Genomic DNA, 13,921 nt, shown 5'->3' on the forward strand with positions numbered 1-13,921 from the left:
GTGCCGCCTAGGAAAGACAAGCAAATATTTACTTTAACTTTTGGGGTACACCTCATTGCGCGATTTGATCACGTAACTAGGTTATTTTTTAAGCCTCTGTCATTAATTGCGCGTCGTTATCGGCGTCTTGTGCAACTAAGTCATTAACTTGGTCGATCAATGTTTGTCGTTGATCAAGATCATCGTCGCATTCAAAGAAGGCCCCGAGTTCCTCAGCTAAAGTATCTTTGCCCGCATCCATATACCGAAAGTCATTGCTGGTGATCGTATAGTGCTGGTGATCTGGCATCCGGACGATGACACAACCAGTGGCTGACTTTCCCTTGGTGGCTTTGTCCGTAAACTCGACCGCGAGTACGTAGGGCCCGTCAGTTGAACGATCTTTGATGGCATGCGTGATATTTCCGGCAATTGCTTCAAGTTTCAATATGTTTCACCTCAAAACATATTATACGCACTATTAGGATGGGATGCGAGAATTGATTTAGTCCATCAGCTGCTCGGCCAGCCGCTTCTGTTCAGCGTAGAAAGCGTTAAAGGCGTGGTGGGCGTTGATGACTAGGTGGTAATGGTGCTGTGCGACTAATAAGTTATGATGAAATTCAAAGGTGTCACGCCCTTGCTGAATAAACGTTAAGTAATCGTTCAGATAAATGTTACTGGTTAAGCCATGGCGTAAAAGCATTGTTGATTCCCCCAGACAGTATTAGATACGTTGATTGTACTACACCAAGGTTGTGGTGGATTGGACGGTGTCTTGATTGTAAATTGGTATTATAAACGACGACTGTTACAATTTTGATATTTTCAGTTTGTCTTCCACCAAATTAATTGGATAGAATGCAATTTTTAGGTAATAGGGTGATATTGTCCAATGCGGCAAATGCTCTTTCACTCATACAAGCTGTGAACCTAATACTTTTGTTTTTTTATGTGGATGCTCAGTTTAGGTAGTTGTTGACCTTTTTAATATCTATGCCGTCAATTGGCTGATTTAATAAGCACGAATACGATTTGGCTGCCGAAATTTATTAGAAACCAAAAATAGAGAAGTTTGCTAAACGTTGGTTTAACAAGCTTCTCTATTTTAAAATGGCAGGTCCGAATCGATGGTATGTCACGAGTGAGACTTGAACTCACAACCCTCCGCTTAGAAGGCGGATGCTCTATCCAGTTGAGCTACCGTGACAACAACAAGATTAATTATAGTTAAGAAGCTGGAGAGTGTCAATTTTTATTTAATTTTTCACCGATGTGCAGCAGTTAAAAAAGGCGTGAGTAAGCAGAATGATGTAAAAATGTAATATTTGTAATGAAAAAGCACTAAATTACAGTAAGCACATTTTGCTGAGATAATTGGTCATTATGGTGAAAGTCAAAAATGAAGTTAGCCTGGTGAACGAGGAAATTGTTTTCATGAATACCAATTAATGCTTGAAGAACGACACAATATAAACGCTGTAATAGCGGTAACTAAGTCCGGTCATCATTAATTTAATTTTTGCAAGACGGGGTTGTTAAATGGCGACGGCGAAGAACCAATATCTCCTAAAATACTTAAGAAAAGATAAAGAAATTAACAAAACTGACTAAAATAGTTTATTTCGCTTGAAATGTTACTGTAACAAAACGATAATAATCATGTAACAAGGAAGGAGAATTCTTATGGGTTCAGTATTTGCAATCGTCGGGATCATCGCCATCGCTGGTGGCATTCAATATTATTCAAACTTTGTTGCCAAAGAAAATGCAAGCAGTAAGCATTTCACTGCTTCCCGTAATGACCGTTAGTCAACGGGAGTTCTTATCTTGCACATTGGCATTATAAAATCAAGTAATTAAAAAAGAACTGCTCATTCAAGATGAGCAGTTCTTTTTTAATTACTTGATTTTTGGTGTTTTTTCGATGGTGTCAGTCTTGCCGGCAGCCCAACGTTGGATAGCAGCAACTTCTTTTTCGCGACGAATGCGCTTTTGCTTCCCAGCAACTGGCCGACGTGATGCCCATGTGTTATATGGTTTTGCAACAACAGTCATAAGAGTATGTCCCTCCTTTGATTAGTCCAATAACGACTATATTAAACAAGAATAGTGTACATTGCAACCGAATTAACAGGAAAAGCCAGACTTTTCCCAAAAATTGCATTATTAGTATAACGGTTATTTCGGTCGGTTGTCAAGATAAAATCCTTTACAGCGTTTCTAAAGATCAATTTAGCTTTGAATTGATGCTAAGGCATGTAAGGACTAACCAGCTAGTATGATAGTGGCAGGTAGGTGAGCCCCATATCAATCATGTGTCAGTCGAATGAATGGGCCAGATAGATCACTGAGAACCATCTTAGACGTAATCTAACTATTTGTCCGGCTGATTATCATCTGTTAGACGCTCTTAGTAATTAATGTTATATTAATTATGAAATGAAAGTAGGGAGCAGATATGAGTCATGAAGTTGATCCGCGTGTCGATAAAACTCGGCGGCGCTTGCGACAAGCATTAATTACACTATTACAGACAGAAACAGTCGATAACATTTCCGTGCAAAAACTGACTAGTACGGCAGCAGTTACCCGCGGAACATTTTATCTCCACTATAAAGACAAGCCAGCATTTGTTGATCAGGCCCTAGATGACTTGGTAAGTGAATTGTTTGAAACGGCCATCGTGACGGTTTCAGTGGGTGATATTATGACCAATCCGGCTGACCCGTTACAGCGGGTGCATGTTTTTTCCTTATCAAAGGCACTCGGTTACATCAGTCAGCACGCGGAAGCCTTTGAGACGCTATTGTTAGATCAGCGCCAGTTAGCGGTCAATCAACGGATCAATCAGCAGATGACGACGTGGATGACGAAATTTCACCGTGATTTTCAGGATCAATTTGCTGATTTGGAAGTACCGGTCAGCATTCAAATCGCGTATTACGTTTCTGCGACAGTCGGCCTGATTACTGATTGGTTAGCTAATGATATGATCTACACGCCACATTACTTAACCAAGTGTATTAAAAAAATGCACCATTTGATGACGGTAGGGAGCATTAGTTTCACGGACTTTTTTGTGAAGTGAAATCAATCCTTGACTATTATGAAAAAATTTGATAATATTTTCCTGTTGTATTTGTGGACTTCTACAGCTACAACCGCACGGATTGAGTCTTAAGTTCAGCAATGGCACTTACATTCGGCGAGTCTAAGTGATTTATAATTTAAGGAGGTGCACAAACGTGTACGCAATTATTGTAACTGGTGGTAAACAATATAAAGTTGAAGCAGGCCAAGCAATTTACGTTGAAAAACTTGACGCTGCTGCTGGCGACAAGGTTACTTTTGATCAAGTAGTCTTTGTTGGTGGTGACACAACTAAGGTTGGAACGCCGACTGTTGATGGTGCGACGGTTGAAGGTACTGTTGAAAAGCAAGGCCGTGACCGTAAAGTGGTTACTTTCAAGTACAAGGCCAAGAAGGGCCAACATACTAAGAAGGGTCATCGCCAACCATACACTAAGGTAACGATCGACACAATTAATGCATAATTAAGAAAGTAGGCATTCTTTATGATTCAGGCAACCATTTCTCGTAATGCGACCGGTCAAGTGACCGCTTTTAAGTTGACGGGACATGCTGATTCAGGTGCTTATGGACAAGACATCGTTTGTGCAGCGGTTTCGGTGTTAGCAATTAGTACAATCAATGGGATTGAACAAGTTGCCCGCTTGCAACCCGTAGTACAAAGTGATGAAACCAATGGTGGGCTATTAATTGCAGATTTCACTAAGCTGGACTTGGCGAACACACAATTACAAACCTTACTTGAAAGTTTCACACTTGGTTTGAACGATGTGGCCACGAATTACGGAGATTACATCCGAGTTCGTGAACAAACACGATAACCACATTCGGAGGTGGACTTTACTATGTTAATGAACTTGCAATTCTTCTCTCACCATAAAGGTGGCGGTTCAACTGCCAACGGTCGGGATTCAGCTGGTCGGCGTTTAGGCGCTAAGCGGGCTGACGGCCAAACTGTTAAGAATGGTAACATTCTTTATCGTCAACGCGGAACCCATATTTACCCAGGTGTAAACGTTGGCCGTGGTGGCGACGATACATTATTTGCAATGGCTGACGGTGTCGTTCGTTTTGAACGCAAAGGTCGCGACAAGCGCCAAGTATCTGTTTACCCAGCAAAATAATTTTTGAAGAGCCTCTGCAGGGAGGCTCTTTTTTTGTGAAGCAATCTAGGGATACCTGCGACTATTATTGGTTCACGGGCCGCTTAGCCGTAAACGTAATTGATTGACGAATGGCCTTCAATAAATCATTACCTTCAGTTTTTGGAAAGTTTGGTATAATGAAGCGTGAGGTAATGATGGGAGTGACGAAATAATGAGTCGAGTTGAACGGTTACAAAATAAGTTTGATCAGTTAAAAATTGATGCGTTTTTAGTTTCAGATGGAGCTAATCTTCAATATTTAACAGGAATGGCTGATATGGCCGGCGATGGTTATCTGCTAGTACTGGCACAGGAAGCCTATCTGATTACGGATGCCCGTTATCAGACAGCTTTTGCCGGTCACTATGATGACCAGCACCTAGTCATTACACGTGATTATCTGGGGGCCGTTTGTGATATTATTGCCAAAACCGGTACTGGGGTCATGGGCTTCGAGGCCGAGATTCCATATACAGCCTACAGTTACTTAGATGAGAACTTGGTCAGTGATTTGGTTGCGTTACCAGACGTGGTCGATGAGTTGCGCATCACCAAGAGTGTTGATGAGATTGACCGGCTACGAGCGAGTGCACGTTTGGCGGATGCTGGTTTCGAATACGTAACGAGTATCGTGCGACCAGGCATGCGTGAAATCGACGTTAGCAACCTGTTAGACGCGTTTATGCGGACGCACGGTGCAAGTGGGCCGTCGTTCACGACAATCGTACTTGGTGGTGCACGAGCGGCTTTGCCACATGGGACGGCTTCTAAAGCACTCTTGACGGCCGGGCAACTTGTTACTCTTGATTTTGGTTACTTTTTGGACGGGTACACGTCAGATATGACACGGACGTTTGCTTTAGGTACTCCGGATGATAAGTTGGTTACGGCCTACCAGGCGGTGCAGGCCGCTCAACAGGCTGTGATCGATCAGGTCCAAGCAGGAGCAGCCACTGCTCAACTGGATGCAGTTGGCCGCGATTTGCTGACAAAAGCGGGCTATGGTGACGCCTTCAATCATGGTATGGGTCACGGCATTGGTCTTGCCATTCATGAAGGCCCGTTGATCTCAAAAAACACGACTGGCACCTTAGCTGCAAACAGTGTGATTACTGTTGAACCCGGGGTATATTTCCCAGATTTAGGCGGAATGCGGATCGAAGATGATGTCTTAGTGACTGCTGAGGGCCATGAACGACTGACGACTGCAACTCGTGATTTACTGATTTTATAGTTAAGACAGTTGCCACAGCGGCTCGGTCTTGTTATAGTTATAAAGATATATTTGAGGAGGATTTTTAAAAATGATTTCAACTGCAGATTTTAAAAATGGTTTGACGATTGAAGTAGACAATGCAATTTGGCGCATCGTGGAATTCCAGCACGTTAAGCCTGGTAAGGGTGGCGCGTTTGTTCGTTCAAAGCTTAAGAACTTACGGACAGGAGCCGTTCAAGACAAGACTTTCCGTGCCGGTGCGCGGATGGAACAAGCGCCAATTGAAAAGAGTACGATGCAATACCTTTATGCCGATGGTGACAGCTATGTCTTCATGAATACGGAAACTTATGAACAAATTGAAATTCCTGGCGACCACATTCAAGACGAATTGAAGTTCTTGAAGGAAAACATGGAAGTTCAAGTAACGCTTTATAAGGGTGAAGTGTTGGGAATCGATTTGCCAAACACGGTTACTTTGGAAGTTGCTGAAACTGAACCAGGGATTAAGGGTGATACCGCTTCCGGTGGCTCCAAGCCAGCTACGTTGGAAACTGGTGCAATTATTCAGGTACCATTCTTCGTTAAGGCCGGTGACAAGCTGATCGTTAACACCGTTGACTCCACTTACGTTTCACGGGCTTAATTTTTAGAAAAACTAATACCGGCAAACATGGAATTGGAGGAATGTCAAAATGGCTGACAGTAGCAATATTACGTTACAAAGCAAAGAACCCAGCTTAGGACAAATTCAAATTGCACCAGAAGTGCTTGAAATAATCGTTGGTATAGCGGTAAGTCAAATTGATGGCGTTAACCGGATGCAAGGGACGATTTCTTCCAGTGTAAATGAGTTGTTCGGTCGCAAGAAGAATCTTGGTAAGGGTGTCAAGTTAACAATCGTCGATGATCAGATTAGTGTTGATGTGTTCGCATACTTGGACTATGGTGTTTCGGTACCAAAAGTCGCTTTAGCGATTCAAGATAAGGTCAAGCAACAAATCTTATTTATGACCGACCTCGCCTTAAGTGAAGTCAATGTCCACATCACTGGTATCGTGACTGAGAAGACTGAAAGTGCCATTGATCCAAACAACTTGTTTGGTGATGAAGATACCCAGACCGATGAAAATGAAGATGGTGAAGAATCGTGAGTTTAACGCGTCATGAAATCCGGGAAAAAGCATTTCAAGCTTTATTCGCGTTGAATGCTAACCCAGACGCTGATGAAAATCAGTTGTTCCAACAGTTACTCAACCCTGAAGAAGCGGATGCAGTTGAAATTCCCGCATATTTAAGTACGTTAGTAACTGGTGTTCGTGAACATCAAGCTGAATTAGACGCTCAAATTCAGCCTTATTTAAGTCAGAAGTGGTCGTTGGACCGACTGGCTAAGACCGATTTGATTATCTTACGCATCGCGTTCTTTGAATTGCAATTTGTTGACGACGTTCCAACTAAGGTCGCGGTTAATGAAGCAATTGAATTGACAAAGGCGTTCAGTGATGACCGCTCTCGGAAATTCGTTAGCGGGGTGCTTGGTAAAGTGGTTAAAAACCAAGCCAATTAGTCTAAAACCGAACAATCTTATGTTCTACCGTAAAAGTCTGGCGATTTGCCAGACTTTTTTTAATAACTTATTAGTAAACCGGTCATAAATCATTGTGGTGAATATGCTAAAATAAGACCAGACAGAGAAAGAGGAGTGTGGCACTTGTGACGAAGATTATTGATGGTAAGGCAGTAGCTAAGAAAGTTAACGCGCAGACGGCAACGGCAGTAGCGGAATTGGCTGCTCAGGGAATTCAACCAGGGATTGCTGTAATTATTGTTGGGGACGATGCAGCCAGTCAAATCTATGTTCGAAATAAGAATCGTAAAGCCACTAAGTTGGGGATGCACTCCGTGGTGCGGCAGTTGCCAGCGACTACTAGTCAGGACGAACTGTTAGCCATTATTGCGGCATACAATGCGGATGACAGCATTCATGGCATCTTGGTGCAGTCGCCACTACCAGCCCAAATTAATGAACCATTGATCACGATGGCCATTGATCCTAAAAAGGACGTCGATGGTTTTCACCCGACGAACGTTGGTAAGTTGATCACCAATTTTCCAGGTAATTATCCTGTAGCAAATACGCCTCGCGGTATTATGACGATGTTGGCTGACTATGGGGTTGATCCGGCTGGTAAAACGGCGGTTGTTATTGGTCGGAGTACCATTGTTGGTAAGCCGATGGCCGCTTTGTTAACAAATGCTAACGCAACTGTAACGATTGCACATAGTAAAACAGCTGACCTAAAGGCGGTCGCCCGGACGGCGGATATCTTGGTGGTTGCAACGGGGATTGCACACCTGATCACTGGTGCTGATATCAAACCAGGCGCGACGGTCATTGATGTTGGCATGGATCGTGATGAAAATGGTAAACTAGTGGGTGACGTCGATTTTGATTCTGCTCAAGGCATCGCAGGGTTGATTACGCCCGTTCCTGGTGGTGTGGGTCCAATGACGATTGCCACCTTGATGCAGACAACGGTGGAACTTGCAAAGTGGAGTGATGTAAGTGAGTGAAGGTCAACAATATTTGACAGTGACAGCTTTAACTCAGTATTTAAAACGTAAATTCGAGGTTGATCCATATTTAGGTAAAGTGTACCTAACGGGGGAAGTTTCTAATTATCGTCCCCGGCCTAATACGCATCAATATTTCAGTTTGAAAGATGACCATGCCAAGATTTCAGCCATTATGTTCAAGTCGGCGTTTGCCAAGGTCAAATTTCAGCCTGAAGAAGGTATGAAGGTTCTGGTCGTGGGCCGGATTGGTCTGTATGAGCCCAGTGGTAGTTACCAGATTTATGTGGAACGCATGGAACCAGACGGCGTGGGTGCGTTGTATCAAGCCTACGAACAACTTAAAAAGAAATTAGCGGCTGAGGGCTTGTTTAGTGCACCCAAAAAGCCGCTTCCGCGCTTTCCAAGGCGAATTGCAGTGGTCACTAGTCGCAGTGGCGCAGTGATTCGCGATATTATCACGACTACTCGGCGCCGTTTTCCGATTGCGCAGATCGTTTTGTTTCCATCTCAAGTTCAAGGTGATGCGGCTGCGGCCGAAATTAGTCGGCAGATCGAACGTGCCAATGCGCAAGGTGATTTTGATACATTAATTATTGGGCGTGGTGGTGGTTCAATCGAAGATCTGTGGCCATTCAACGAAGAAGTGGTTGCGCGTGCAATCGCACAGAGTCAACTGCCAGTTATTTCATCCGTGGGTCATGAAACGGATACGACAATTGCTGACTTAGTCGCAGATGTGCGGGCGGCCACCCCAACTGCGGCTGCCGAATTAGCGGTACCAGTATATAACGATGTTTTATTACAATTAAAGCAAGACCAGACCCGCGTGTTCAATGCATTTCAGAATTTCGTTCAACGCGATCGACAACGACTTAATAAATTACAAACGTCGTACGTGTTTATTCAGCCGAACCGCTTGTACGAAGGGTATTTGCAGAAGTTAGACTTCTTAAATGAGCGACTTAAACAGGCTGGTCAAAATAACTTTAATCTGGCAAGCCAGCACTACCAGCGTGTTTTTCAACAATTACGACAGCAAACGCCGATTCACCAAGTTCGCCAGGCACAAACGCAACTGCTTAACTTGCAGCAACGGCTGAATCGGGGTACCCAGTTAGTCGTGCGGCAAAAACGGCAACAACTGACGCAGACCGTCCAATCGTTGGATCTACTTAGTCCGCTTAAAATCATGACGCGTGGTTACGCCTTTGTGACGGCGGATGAACAGGTGGTTCACGGGGTCAAACAATTGCAGCCAGAACAAACGGTTGCAATTCACATGGCTGATGGTGAGGCTCAGGCACAGATTACGAAGATTGATGGAGGAAAATAATGGCTGAACAACCAACTTTTGAACAGAATTTATCACAATTAGAGACGATCGTTAATCAATTAGAACAAGGCGATGTCCCTTTAGAACAAGCCTTGGATCAATTTCAAAAGGGCGTGGCACTTAGCAAGCAGTTGCAAGCAACCCTTGAAGGTGCTGAAAAGACGCTCACTAAGATGATGAATGAAAATGGCGACGAAGTTCCATTTGAGCAAGCTGACGCCAATGAATAAGCAATTATTAACTGAATTTGAATCCAAGTGGCGTCCTCAGATTAATCAGTATTTAGATGAGCAGCTTCAAGCGTGTTCTGACCAATCAACCCTGACTGACGCCATGCGTTATTCGGTACTAGCAGGTGGCAAACGGTTACGGCCGTTATTGACGTTAGCCATTTTAGATACTTTTGATATCACAACGACGGCTGCAAACTTGCGGGCAAGTGTGGCCGTTGAGTTGATGCATACTTATTCGCTAATTCACGATGATTTACCGGCGATGGATAATGATCAGCTACGACGTGGCGAACCGACTAACCATGTTAAGTTTGGGGAAGACGTTGCCATTCTTGCAGGGGATGCTTTACAACCGTTGACTTTCGAATGGATTGCGGATAGTGGGTTACCGGCATCGATCGTCGCTAATCAAACCTTAGCATTAGCGCAGGCCACCGGACCTCGCGGGATGGTGGCTGGTCAAGTTGCTGATGTCCTTGGAGCGGGACAACATCTGGCTTTGCCAGCCTTACAACAGCTGCATCGCGAGAAGACGGGGGCGTTAATTCACTACGCTGTCCAGGCAGGGTTGATTCAAGCTCAAGTGCAACCAACCGTGCAGGAATTGCTATTACAATATGCTGATGCCTATGGATTGGCGTTTCAAATTTACGATGATATTTTAGACGTGACGAGTACGCCTGCTCAGTTAGGAAAAGCTACGCATAAGGATGCCGATGAGCATAAGAATACGTATCCAGGTTTGCTGGGGCTTGCAGGCGCACGAACAGCGTTAGAACAAGCGGTAACAGCTGCTCAAACGGCGTTAGTAAAAGCTAGTGCTGCTAGTCAACGAGGCATGGGCTTGCTTGCAGCTTTTCTAACGTATTTTACAGATTAAGGACTTAAATTTAGATGGAAAAAGAACGAGTTGACGTATTATTAGTACAACAAGGATTATTTGATACCCGCGAAAAGGCTAAGCGTGCCGTAATGGCCGGTGAAATCTTAGGTGTCAACGAAGAACGCTTAGATAAGCCGGGCATGAAGATCCCAGTGGCAACTGAATTACATTTGAAAGGCAAACCGATGCCCTACGTTTCACGTGGCGGTCTCAAACTTGAAAAAGCACTCAAAAGTTTTGAAATTGACGTGACCGACAAAACGGTCCTAGATATTGGCTCGTCGACTGGTGGTTTTACCGACGTGGTTTTACAAAATGGGGCAAAAATGAGTTACGCCTTGGATGTCGGTAGTAATCAGTTGGTCTGGAAGTTACGCCAAGATCCGCGCGTGGTTGTGATGGAACATACTAACTTTCGGTATAGTAAACTGGCAGATTTCACGCAGGGGCAACCTAACTTCGCGTCCATCGACGTTTCATTTATTTCACTACACTTAATTTTGCCCCCATTACACGCGATTATTGAAAACGGTGGTTCAGTCGTTGCTCTAATCAAGCCACAATTTGAGGCTGGCCGTGAGAATGTCGGCAAACACGGAATTGTCCGTGATCCTGCTGTTCATCAGGCGGTGTTGACAGATATCGTGGAATTTGCGCAAGCGAATGGTTATAACGTTCTAGGGCTTGATTATTCACCAATCAAGGGTGGTGAAGGTAATATTGAGTTTCTAATTCATTTACAAGCTACCGATGAAACACCACGGATTGCGCCGACTGTGTCGATTGAAAAAACTCAGGCGGCCGCTTATGAACAATTAAATCAAGCTTAAAATTGAAATCCGGACTTTCATATTTATGCATTTTGGCTTATGATGTGTTTAAATAAGTATGAATAGCTACCGGGGGTGATCGGGTGAAGAAGCAAGAGCGCCAACGCTACATTAAACGATTATTGAGTTCGAACGAAATTGAACGTCAAGAAGACTTTGTCAAGCTGTTACGTGCTGAAGATATTGACGTGACACAGGCAACCATTTCGCGCGATATTAAAGATATGCAGCTGGTCAAGGTTCCCTCGGCAACGGGCGGTTACCACTATAGTATGCCAGTTCAGAAACAAATGGATACGGAGAAAAAGCTCAAGCGGACACTGAAAGATGCTTATGTCTCGTATGCGACTCAGGATAAATTTGTCCTCATCAAGGTGTTGCCGGGTAACGGACCAGCACTAGCAACGTTGATTGAAGCAATGCATTATGACGAAATTTTTGGAACGCTAGGCGATGATGCTCATGTTCTGATTATTTGCAAGTCGTTAGCGATGACTTTAGAGCTACAACAAAAAATTCAACGCTTACTGAGTGATCACTAATTAGTAAGCTATCTTCGACCTGCTCACATGTGTGTCAGGTCGCTTTTTTTCAAAATTAACTAACGGATGCTGGTAACCAATTGCTTTTAAGGAGGGCTTGCAGTGTTACAAGAATTATCAATTACGAACTTTGCAATTATCGAACACTTAGACATTGCTTTTGAAGCCGGCATGACGGTTTTAACTGGTGAGACCGGTGCTGGTAAGTCAATTATTATTGATGCAGTCGGTTTATTAGCGGGTGGCCGCGGCTCGGCAGAGTTTATTCGGACCGGTGCTGATAAAGCCGTTTTGCAAGGCATGTTTATTTTGCCGGCTGACGGCGTGACGGCCCAATTGTTGGACGAAGCGGGGATCGAACATGCGGATAATACCGTCATTCTACAGCGCGAGATTACTAAAAGTGGCCGTAATACATGTCGCATCAATGGTATGCTGGTCAATACGACGACTTTGAAACAGATTGGTGAAACAATTGTTGATATTCATGGTCAGAATGAACATCAAGAGTTGATGCAACCTGAAAAACACCTGGGATTGCTGGACGAGTTTGCCACCGCTAAAATTCGTAAATTGAAGCAGCGTTACCAGCAACAGTATGATCGTTATCAGCAGTTAAACCGTGAACTGCGGCAAAAGAATGCGAATGAAAAAGAGTGGGCTCAACGCTTAGATATGCTGAACTTTCAAGTGGACGAAATCGCAGCAGCACAAGTCAAAGTGGGTGAAGAGGCCAGTTTAACTGCGGAACGTGACCGCTTGGATAATTACCAAATGATCAATCAAGCGCTTCAACAGAGTTACACATTGTTAGCTGCAGGTGAGGAGACGACTGGTGCGGTTGATATGGTCGGTACGGCGATGAATGCACTAGAACCGATTGCTAATTTGGACCCCGCCTTTAATGAGATTACCGTGAATGTCAAAAATGCCTTTTATGGGCTGCAGGACGCGGCCGGTCAGATTTCTAATCAGCTCGATTTGCAAGAATTCGACGAGGGTCGCTTGGATGAAATCGAACAGCGGCTGGACGTTTTGGCCCAGTTAAAACGTAAGTATGGGGACTCTGAACAACAAATCTTAGATTATTACCAAAAAATCGCGGCTGAGTTAGCCAAGATGACTGACTCTGAAGAAAATAGTGAAGATTTGGCCCAGCGGGTCGCCGATCTGAAACAACAACTACTTACGACGGGCGAAGCGTTGTCCGATAAACGGCGGGCTGCGGCGAAAGTGTTACAACGACAGATCCATCAAGAACTCAAAGATCTGTATATGGATAAGGCAATCTTTGAAGTACGATTCAAACCGACTAAGGGTCAGATCTATCGGAGTGGTCTGGACAGTGTTGAATTTTATATTCAGACTAATCCTGGTGAGCGCATGCGCCCATTGGCTAAAATTGCGTCTGGTGGGGAACTCTCACGGATGATGCTGGCTTTGAAAACCATTTTTTCTGAATCACAGGGAATTACCAGTATCATTTTTGACGAAGTTGATACGGGCGTTAGCGGTCGGGTTGCTCAAGCGATTGCTGAGAAAATCAATGGTATTGCACACTTTTCACAAGTGCTCTGTATTACCCATTTGCCACAGGTTGCGGCGATGAGTGATCACCACTACTTCATTGCCAAGAAGATTACTGGTAAACGCACGAAAACGAGTGTGACTAAGCTGGATAATGCGGCCCGGGTTCAAGAACTGGCACGCATGTTGGCGGGAACTAAAGTCACTAAGTTATCGCTTGAACATGCGGAAGAGTTATTGCGACTGGCCGATGAGGAAAAAGATGATTAAGCTTAATTGATCGGTACCACAAGGGACGGACAACTATGGTCGGTCCTTTTTTGATGGTGTTAATTAGTGACGATAGTGTCGAGTGAGGTTTCGGTATTATTGCCAAGGCGACGATAATTCTTTACAATATAAAACGCAAATAGACGAAATATGGGTCAACGGACACGTTTTAATGAACTGTCGGGCTGGTTGGTAGTGGGTGGGTAATCTGAAGCTCCGACTACAAAAATATACCGTTAAAACGATAAAATGTTCAGTTTACATGTCATGACGTTTGCATTTTGCTTTCG

Annotated in this window: 19 protein-coding genes, 1 tRNA gene and 1 other annotated feature; of the genes, 16 read left to right on the forward strand and 4 right to left on the reverse strand. The window is 44.1% G+C overall.

Going from position 1 to position 13,921, the window contains the following annotated elements; all coding sequences use genetic code 11:
- Nucleotides 1-88: 88 nt before the first annotated feature.
- The 3 genes from MMY95_RS09870 to MMY95_RS09880 form a co-directional block, all read right to left on the reverse strand.
- On the reverse strand, nucleotides 89-427 hold the full coding sequence (locus tag MMY95_RS09870; protein ID WP_241277623.1) for a hypothetical protein: 339 nt from the start codon (nucleotides 425-427) through the stop codon (nucleotides 89-91).
- A 57-nt stretch (nucleotides 428-484) separates the two neighbouring features.
- Entirely contained in the window at nucleotides 485-685 is a 201-nt protein-coding gene (locus MMY95_RS09875) for a hypothetical protein (RefSeq protein WP_003640338.1), read from the reverse strand.
- 430 nt (nucleotides 686-1,115) lie between these two features.
- Nucleotides 1,116-1,189 (reverse strand) — tRNA-Arg (locus tag MMY95_RS09880).
- A 476-nt stretch (nucleotides 1,190-1,665) separates the two neighbouring features.
- Between MMY95_RS09880 and MMY95_RS15965 the strand changes: the two genes are divergently transcribed.
- Nucleotides 1,666-1,791, forward strand: coding sequence for a hypothetical protein (locus MMY95_RS15965; protein WP_015380266.1), 126 nt, complete (start codon nucleotides 1,666-1,668; stop codon nucleotides 1,789-1,791).
- 90 nt (nucleotides 1,792-1,881) lie between these two features.
- Here MMY95_RS15965 and MMY95_RS09885 read toward each other — a convergent pair whose 3' ends face one another.
- Complete coding sequence (locus MMY95_RS09885; protein ID WP_003640341.1) at nucleotides 1,882-2,037, reverse strand: hypothetical protein; 156 nt, start codon at nucleotides 2,035-2,037, stop codon at nucleotides 1,882-1,884.
- Between the two features lie 403 nt (nucleotides 2,038-2,440).
- Between MMY95_RS09885 and MMY95_RS09890 the strand changes: the two genes are divergently transcribed.
- The 15 genes from MMY95_RS09890 to recN all read left to right on the forward strand — a co-directional run bounded on the left by MMY95_RS09890 (nucleotide 2,441) and on the right by recN (nucleotide 13,631).
- Nucleotides 2,441-3,070: a TetR/AcrR family transcriptional regulator gene (locus MMY95_RS09890; protein ID WP_003645165.1), complete on the forward strand. Its 630-nt coding sequence runs from the start codon at nucleotides 2,441-2,443 to the stop codon at nucleotides 3,068-3,070.
- Nucleotides 3,071-3,131: 61 nt separating this feature from the next.
- Nucleotides 3,132-3,205 (forward strand) — a sequence feature (ribosomal protein L21 leader region).
- A 22-nt stretch (nucleotides 3,206-3,227) separates the two neighbouring features.
- Complete coding sequence (rplU, locus tag MMY95_RS09895; RefSeq protein WP_003640343.1) at nucleotides 3,228-3,536, forward strand: 50S ribosomal protein L21; 309 nt, start codon at nucleotides 3,228-3,230, stop codon at nucleotides 3,534-3,536.
- A gap of 21 nt (nucleotides 3,537-3,557) precedes the next feature.
- On the forward strand, nucleotides 3,558-3,893 hold the full coding sequence (locus tag MMY95_RS09900) for a ribosomal-processing cysteine protease Prp (protein WP_003640344.1): 336 nt from the start codon (nucleotides 3,558-3,560) through the stop codon (nucleotides 3,891-3,893).
- 24 nt (nucleotides 3,894-3,917) lie between these two features.
- Nucleotides 3,918-4,196 carry a 50S ribosomal protein L27 gene (gene rpmA, locus MMY95_RS09905; RefSeq protein WP_003638594.1) on the forward strand — a complete coding sequence of 93 codons (279 nt, stop codon included), beginning with the start codon at nucleotides 3,918-3,920 and terminating at the stop codon, nucleotides 4,194-4,196.
- Nucleotides 4,197-4,389: 193 nt separating this feature from the next.
- The gene (locus tag MMY95_RS09910) at nucleotides 4,390-5,451 is read left to right on the forward strand and encodes an aminopeptidase P family protein (RefSeq protein WP_241277624.1); all 1,062 of its coding nucleotides are present in this window, start codon (nucleotides 4,390-4,392) and stop codon (nucleotides 5,449-5,451) included.
- 70 nt (nucleotides 5,452-5,521) lie between these two features.
- Nucleotides 5,522-6,079, forward strand: coding sequence for an elongation factor P (gene efp, locus MMY95_RS09915; RefSeq protein ID WP_003640346.1), 558 nt, complete (start codon nucleotides 5,522-5,524; stop codon nucleotides 6,077-6,079).
- Between the two features lie 49 nt (nucleotides 6,080-6,128).
- The gene (locus tag MMY95_RS09920) at nucleotides 6,129-6,587 is read left to right on the forward strand and encodes an Asp23/Gls24 family envelope stress response protein (RefSeq protein WP_003640347.1); all 459 of its coding nucleotides are present in this window, start codon (nucleotides 6,129-6,131) and stop codon (nucleotides 6,585-6,587) included.
- On the forward strand, nucleotides 6,584-7,003 hold the full coding sequence (nusB, locus tag MMY95_RS09925; RefSeq protein ID WP_033608626.1) for a transcription antitermination factor NusB: 420 nt from the start codon (nucleotides 6,584-6,586) through the stop codon (nucleotides 7,001-7,003). The genes MMY95_RS09920 and nusB overlap by 4 nt, the downstream gene beginning before the upstream one ends.
- 146 nt (nucleotides 7,004-7,149) lie before the next feature.
- Nucleotides 7,150-8,010, forward strand: coding sequence for a tetrahydrofolate dehydrogenase/cyclohydrolase catalytic domain-containing protein (locus MMY95_RS09930; protein WP_003645162.1), 861 nt, complete (start codon nucleotides 7,150-7,152; stop codon nucleotides 8,008-8,010).
- Nucleotides 8,003-9,346 (forward strand): exodeoxyribonuclease VII large subunit, encoded by a 1,344-nt coding sequence (xseA, locus tag MMY95_RS09935; protein ID WP_104795688.1) that lies wholly within the window; start codon nucleotides 8,003-8,005, stop codon nucleotides 9,344-9,346. Before MMY95_RS09930 ends, xseA begins: the two co-directional genes overlap by 8 nt.
- Nucleotides 9,346-9,576: an exodeoxyribonuclease VII small subunit gene (locus MMY95_RS09940; RefSeq protein WP_003640351.1), complete on the forward strand. Its 231-nt coding sequence runs from the start codon at nucleotides 9,346-9,348 to the stop codon at nucleotides 9,574-9,576. Before xseA ends, MMY95_RS09940 begins: the two co-directional genes overlap by 1 nt.
- Complete coding sequence (locus tag MMY95_RS09945) at nucleotides 9,569-10,459, forward strand: polyprenyl synthetase family protein (RefSeq protein WP_011101471.1); 891 nt, start codon at nucleotides 9,569-9,571, stop codon at nucleotides 10,457-10,459. The genes MMY95_RS09940 and MMY95_RS09945 overlap by 8 nt, the downstream gene beginning before the upstream one ends.
- Before the next feature lie 14 nt (nucleotides 10,460-10,473).
- Nucleotides 10,474-11,292, forward strand: coding sequence for a TlyA family rRNA (cytidine-2'-O)-methyltransferase (locus MMY95_RS09950; protein ID WP_003640353.1), 819 nt, complete (start codon nucleotides 10,474-10,476; stop codon nucleotides 11,290-11,292).
- 83 nt (nucleotides 11,293-11,375) lie between these two features.
- Nucleotides 11,376-11,834, forward strand: a complete 459-nt coding sequence (locus MMY95_RS09955; protein ID WP_003640354.1) for an arginine repressor — start codon at nucleotides 11,376-11,378, stop codon at nucleotides 11,832-11,834.
- A gap of 102 nt (nucleotides 11,835-11,936) precedes the next feature.
- Nucleotides 11,937-13,631, forward strand: coding sequence for a DNA repair protein RecN (gene recN / locus MMY95_RS09960; RefSeq protein WP_003645158.1), 1,695 nt, complete (start codon nucleotides 11,937-11,939; stop codon nucleotides 13,629-13,631).
- The last annotated feature ends 290 nt before the right edge of the window (nucleotides 13,632-13,921 follow it).

Origin of the sequence: Lactiplantibacillus sp. ME-2, assembly GCF_022549155.1 — a bacterium.
GTDB classification, from domain to species: Bacteria; Bacillota; Bacilli; order Lactobacillales; family Lactobacillaceae; genus Lactiplantibacillus; species Lactiplantibacillus plantarum.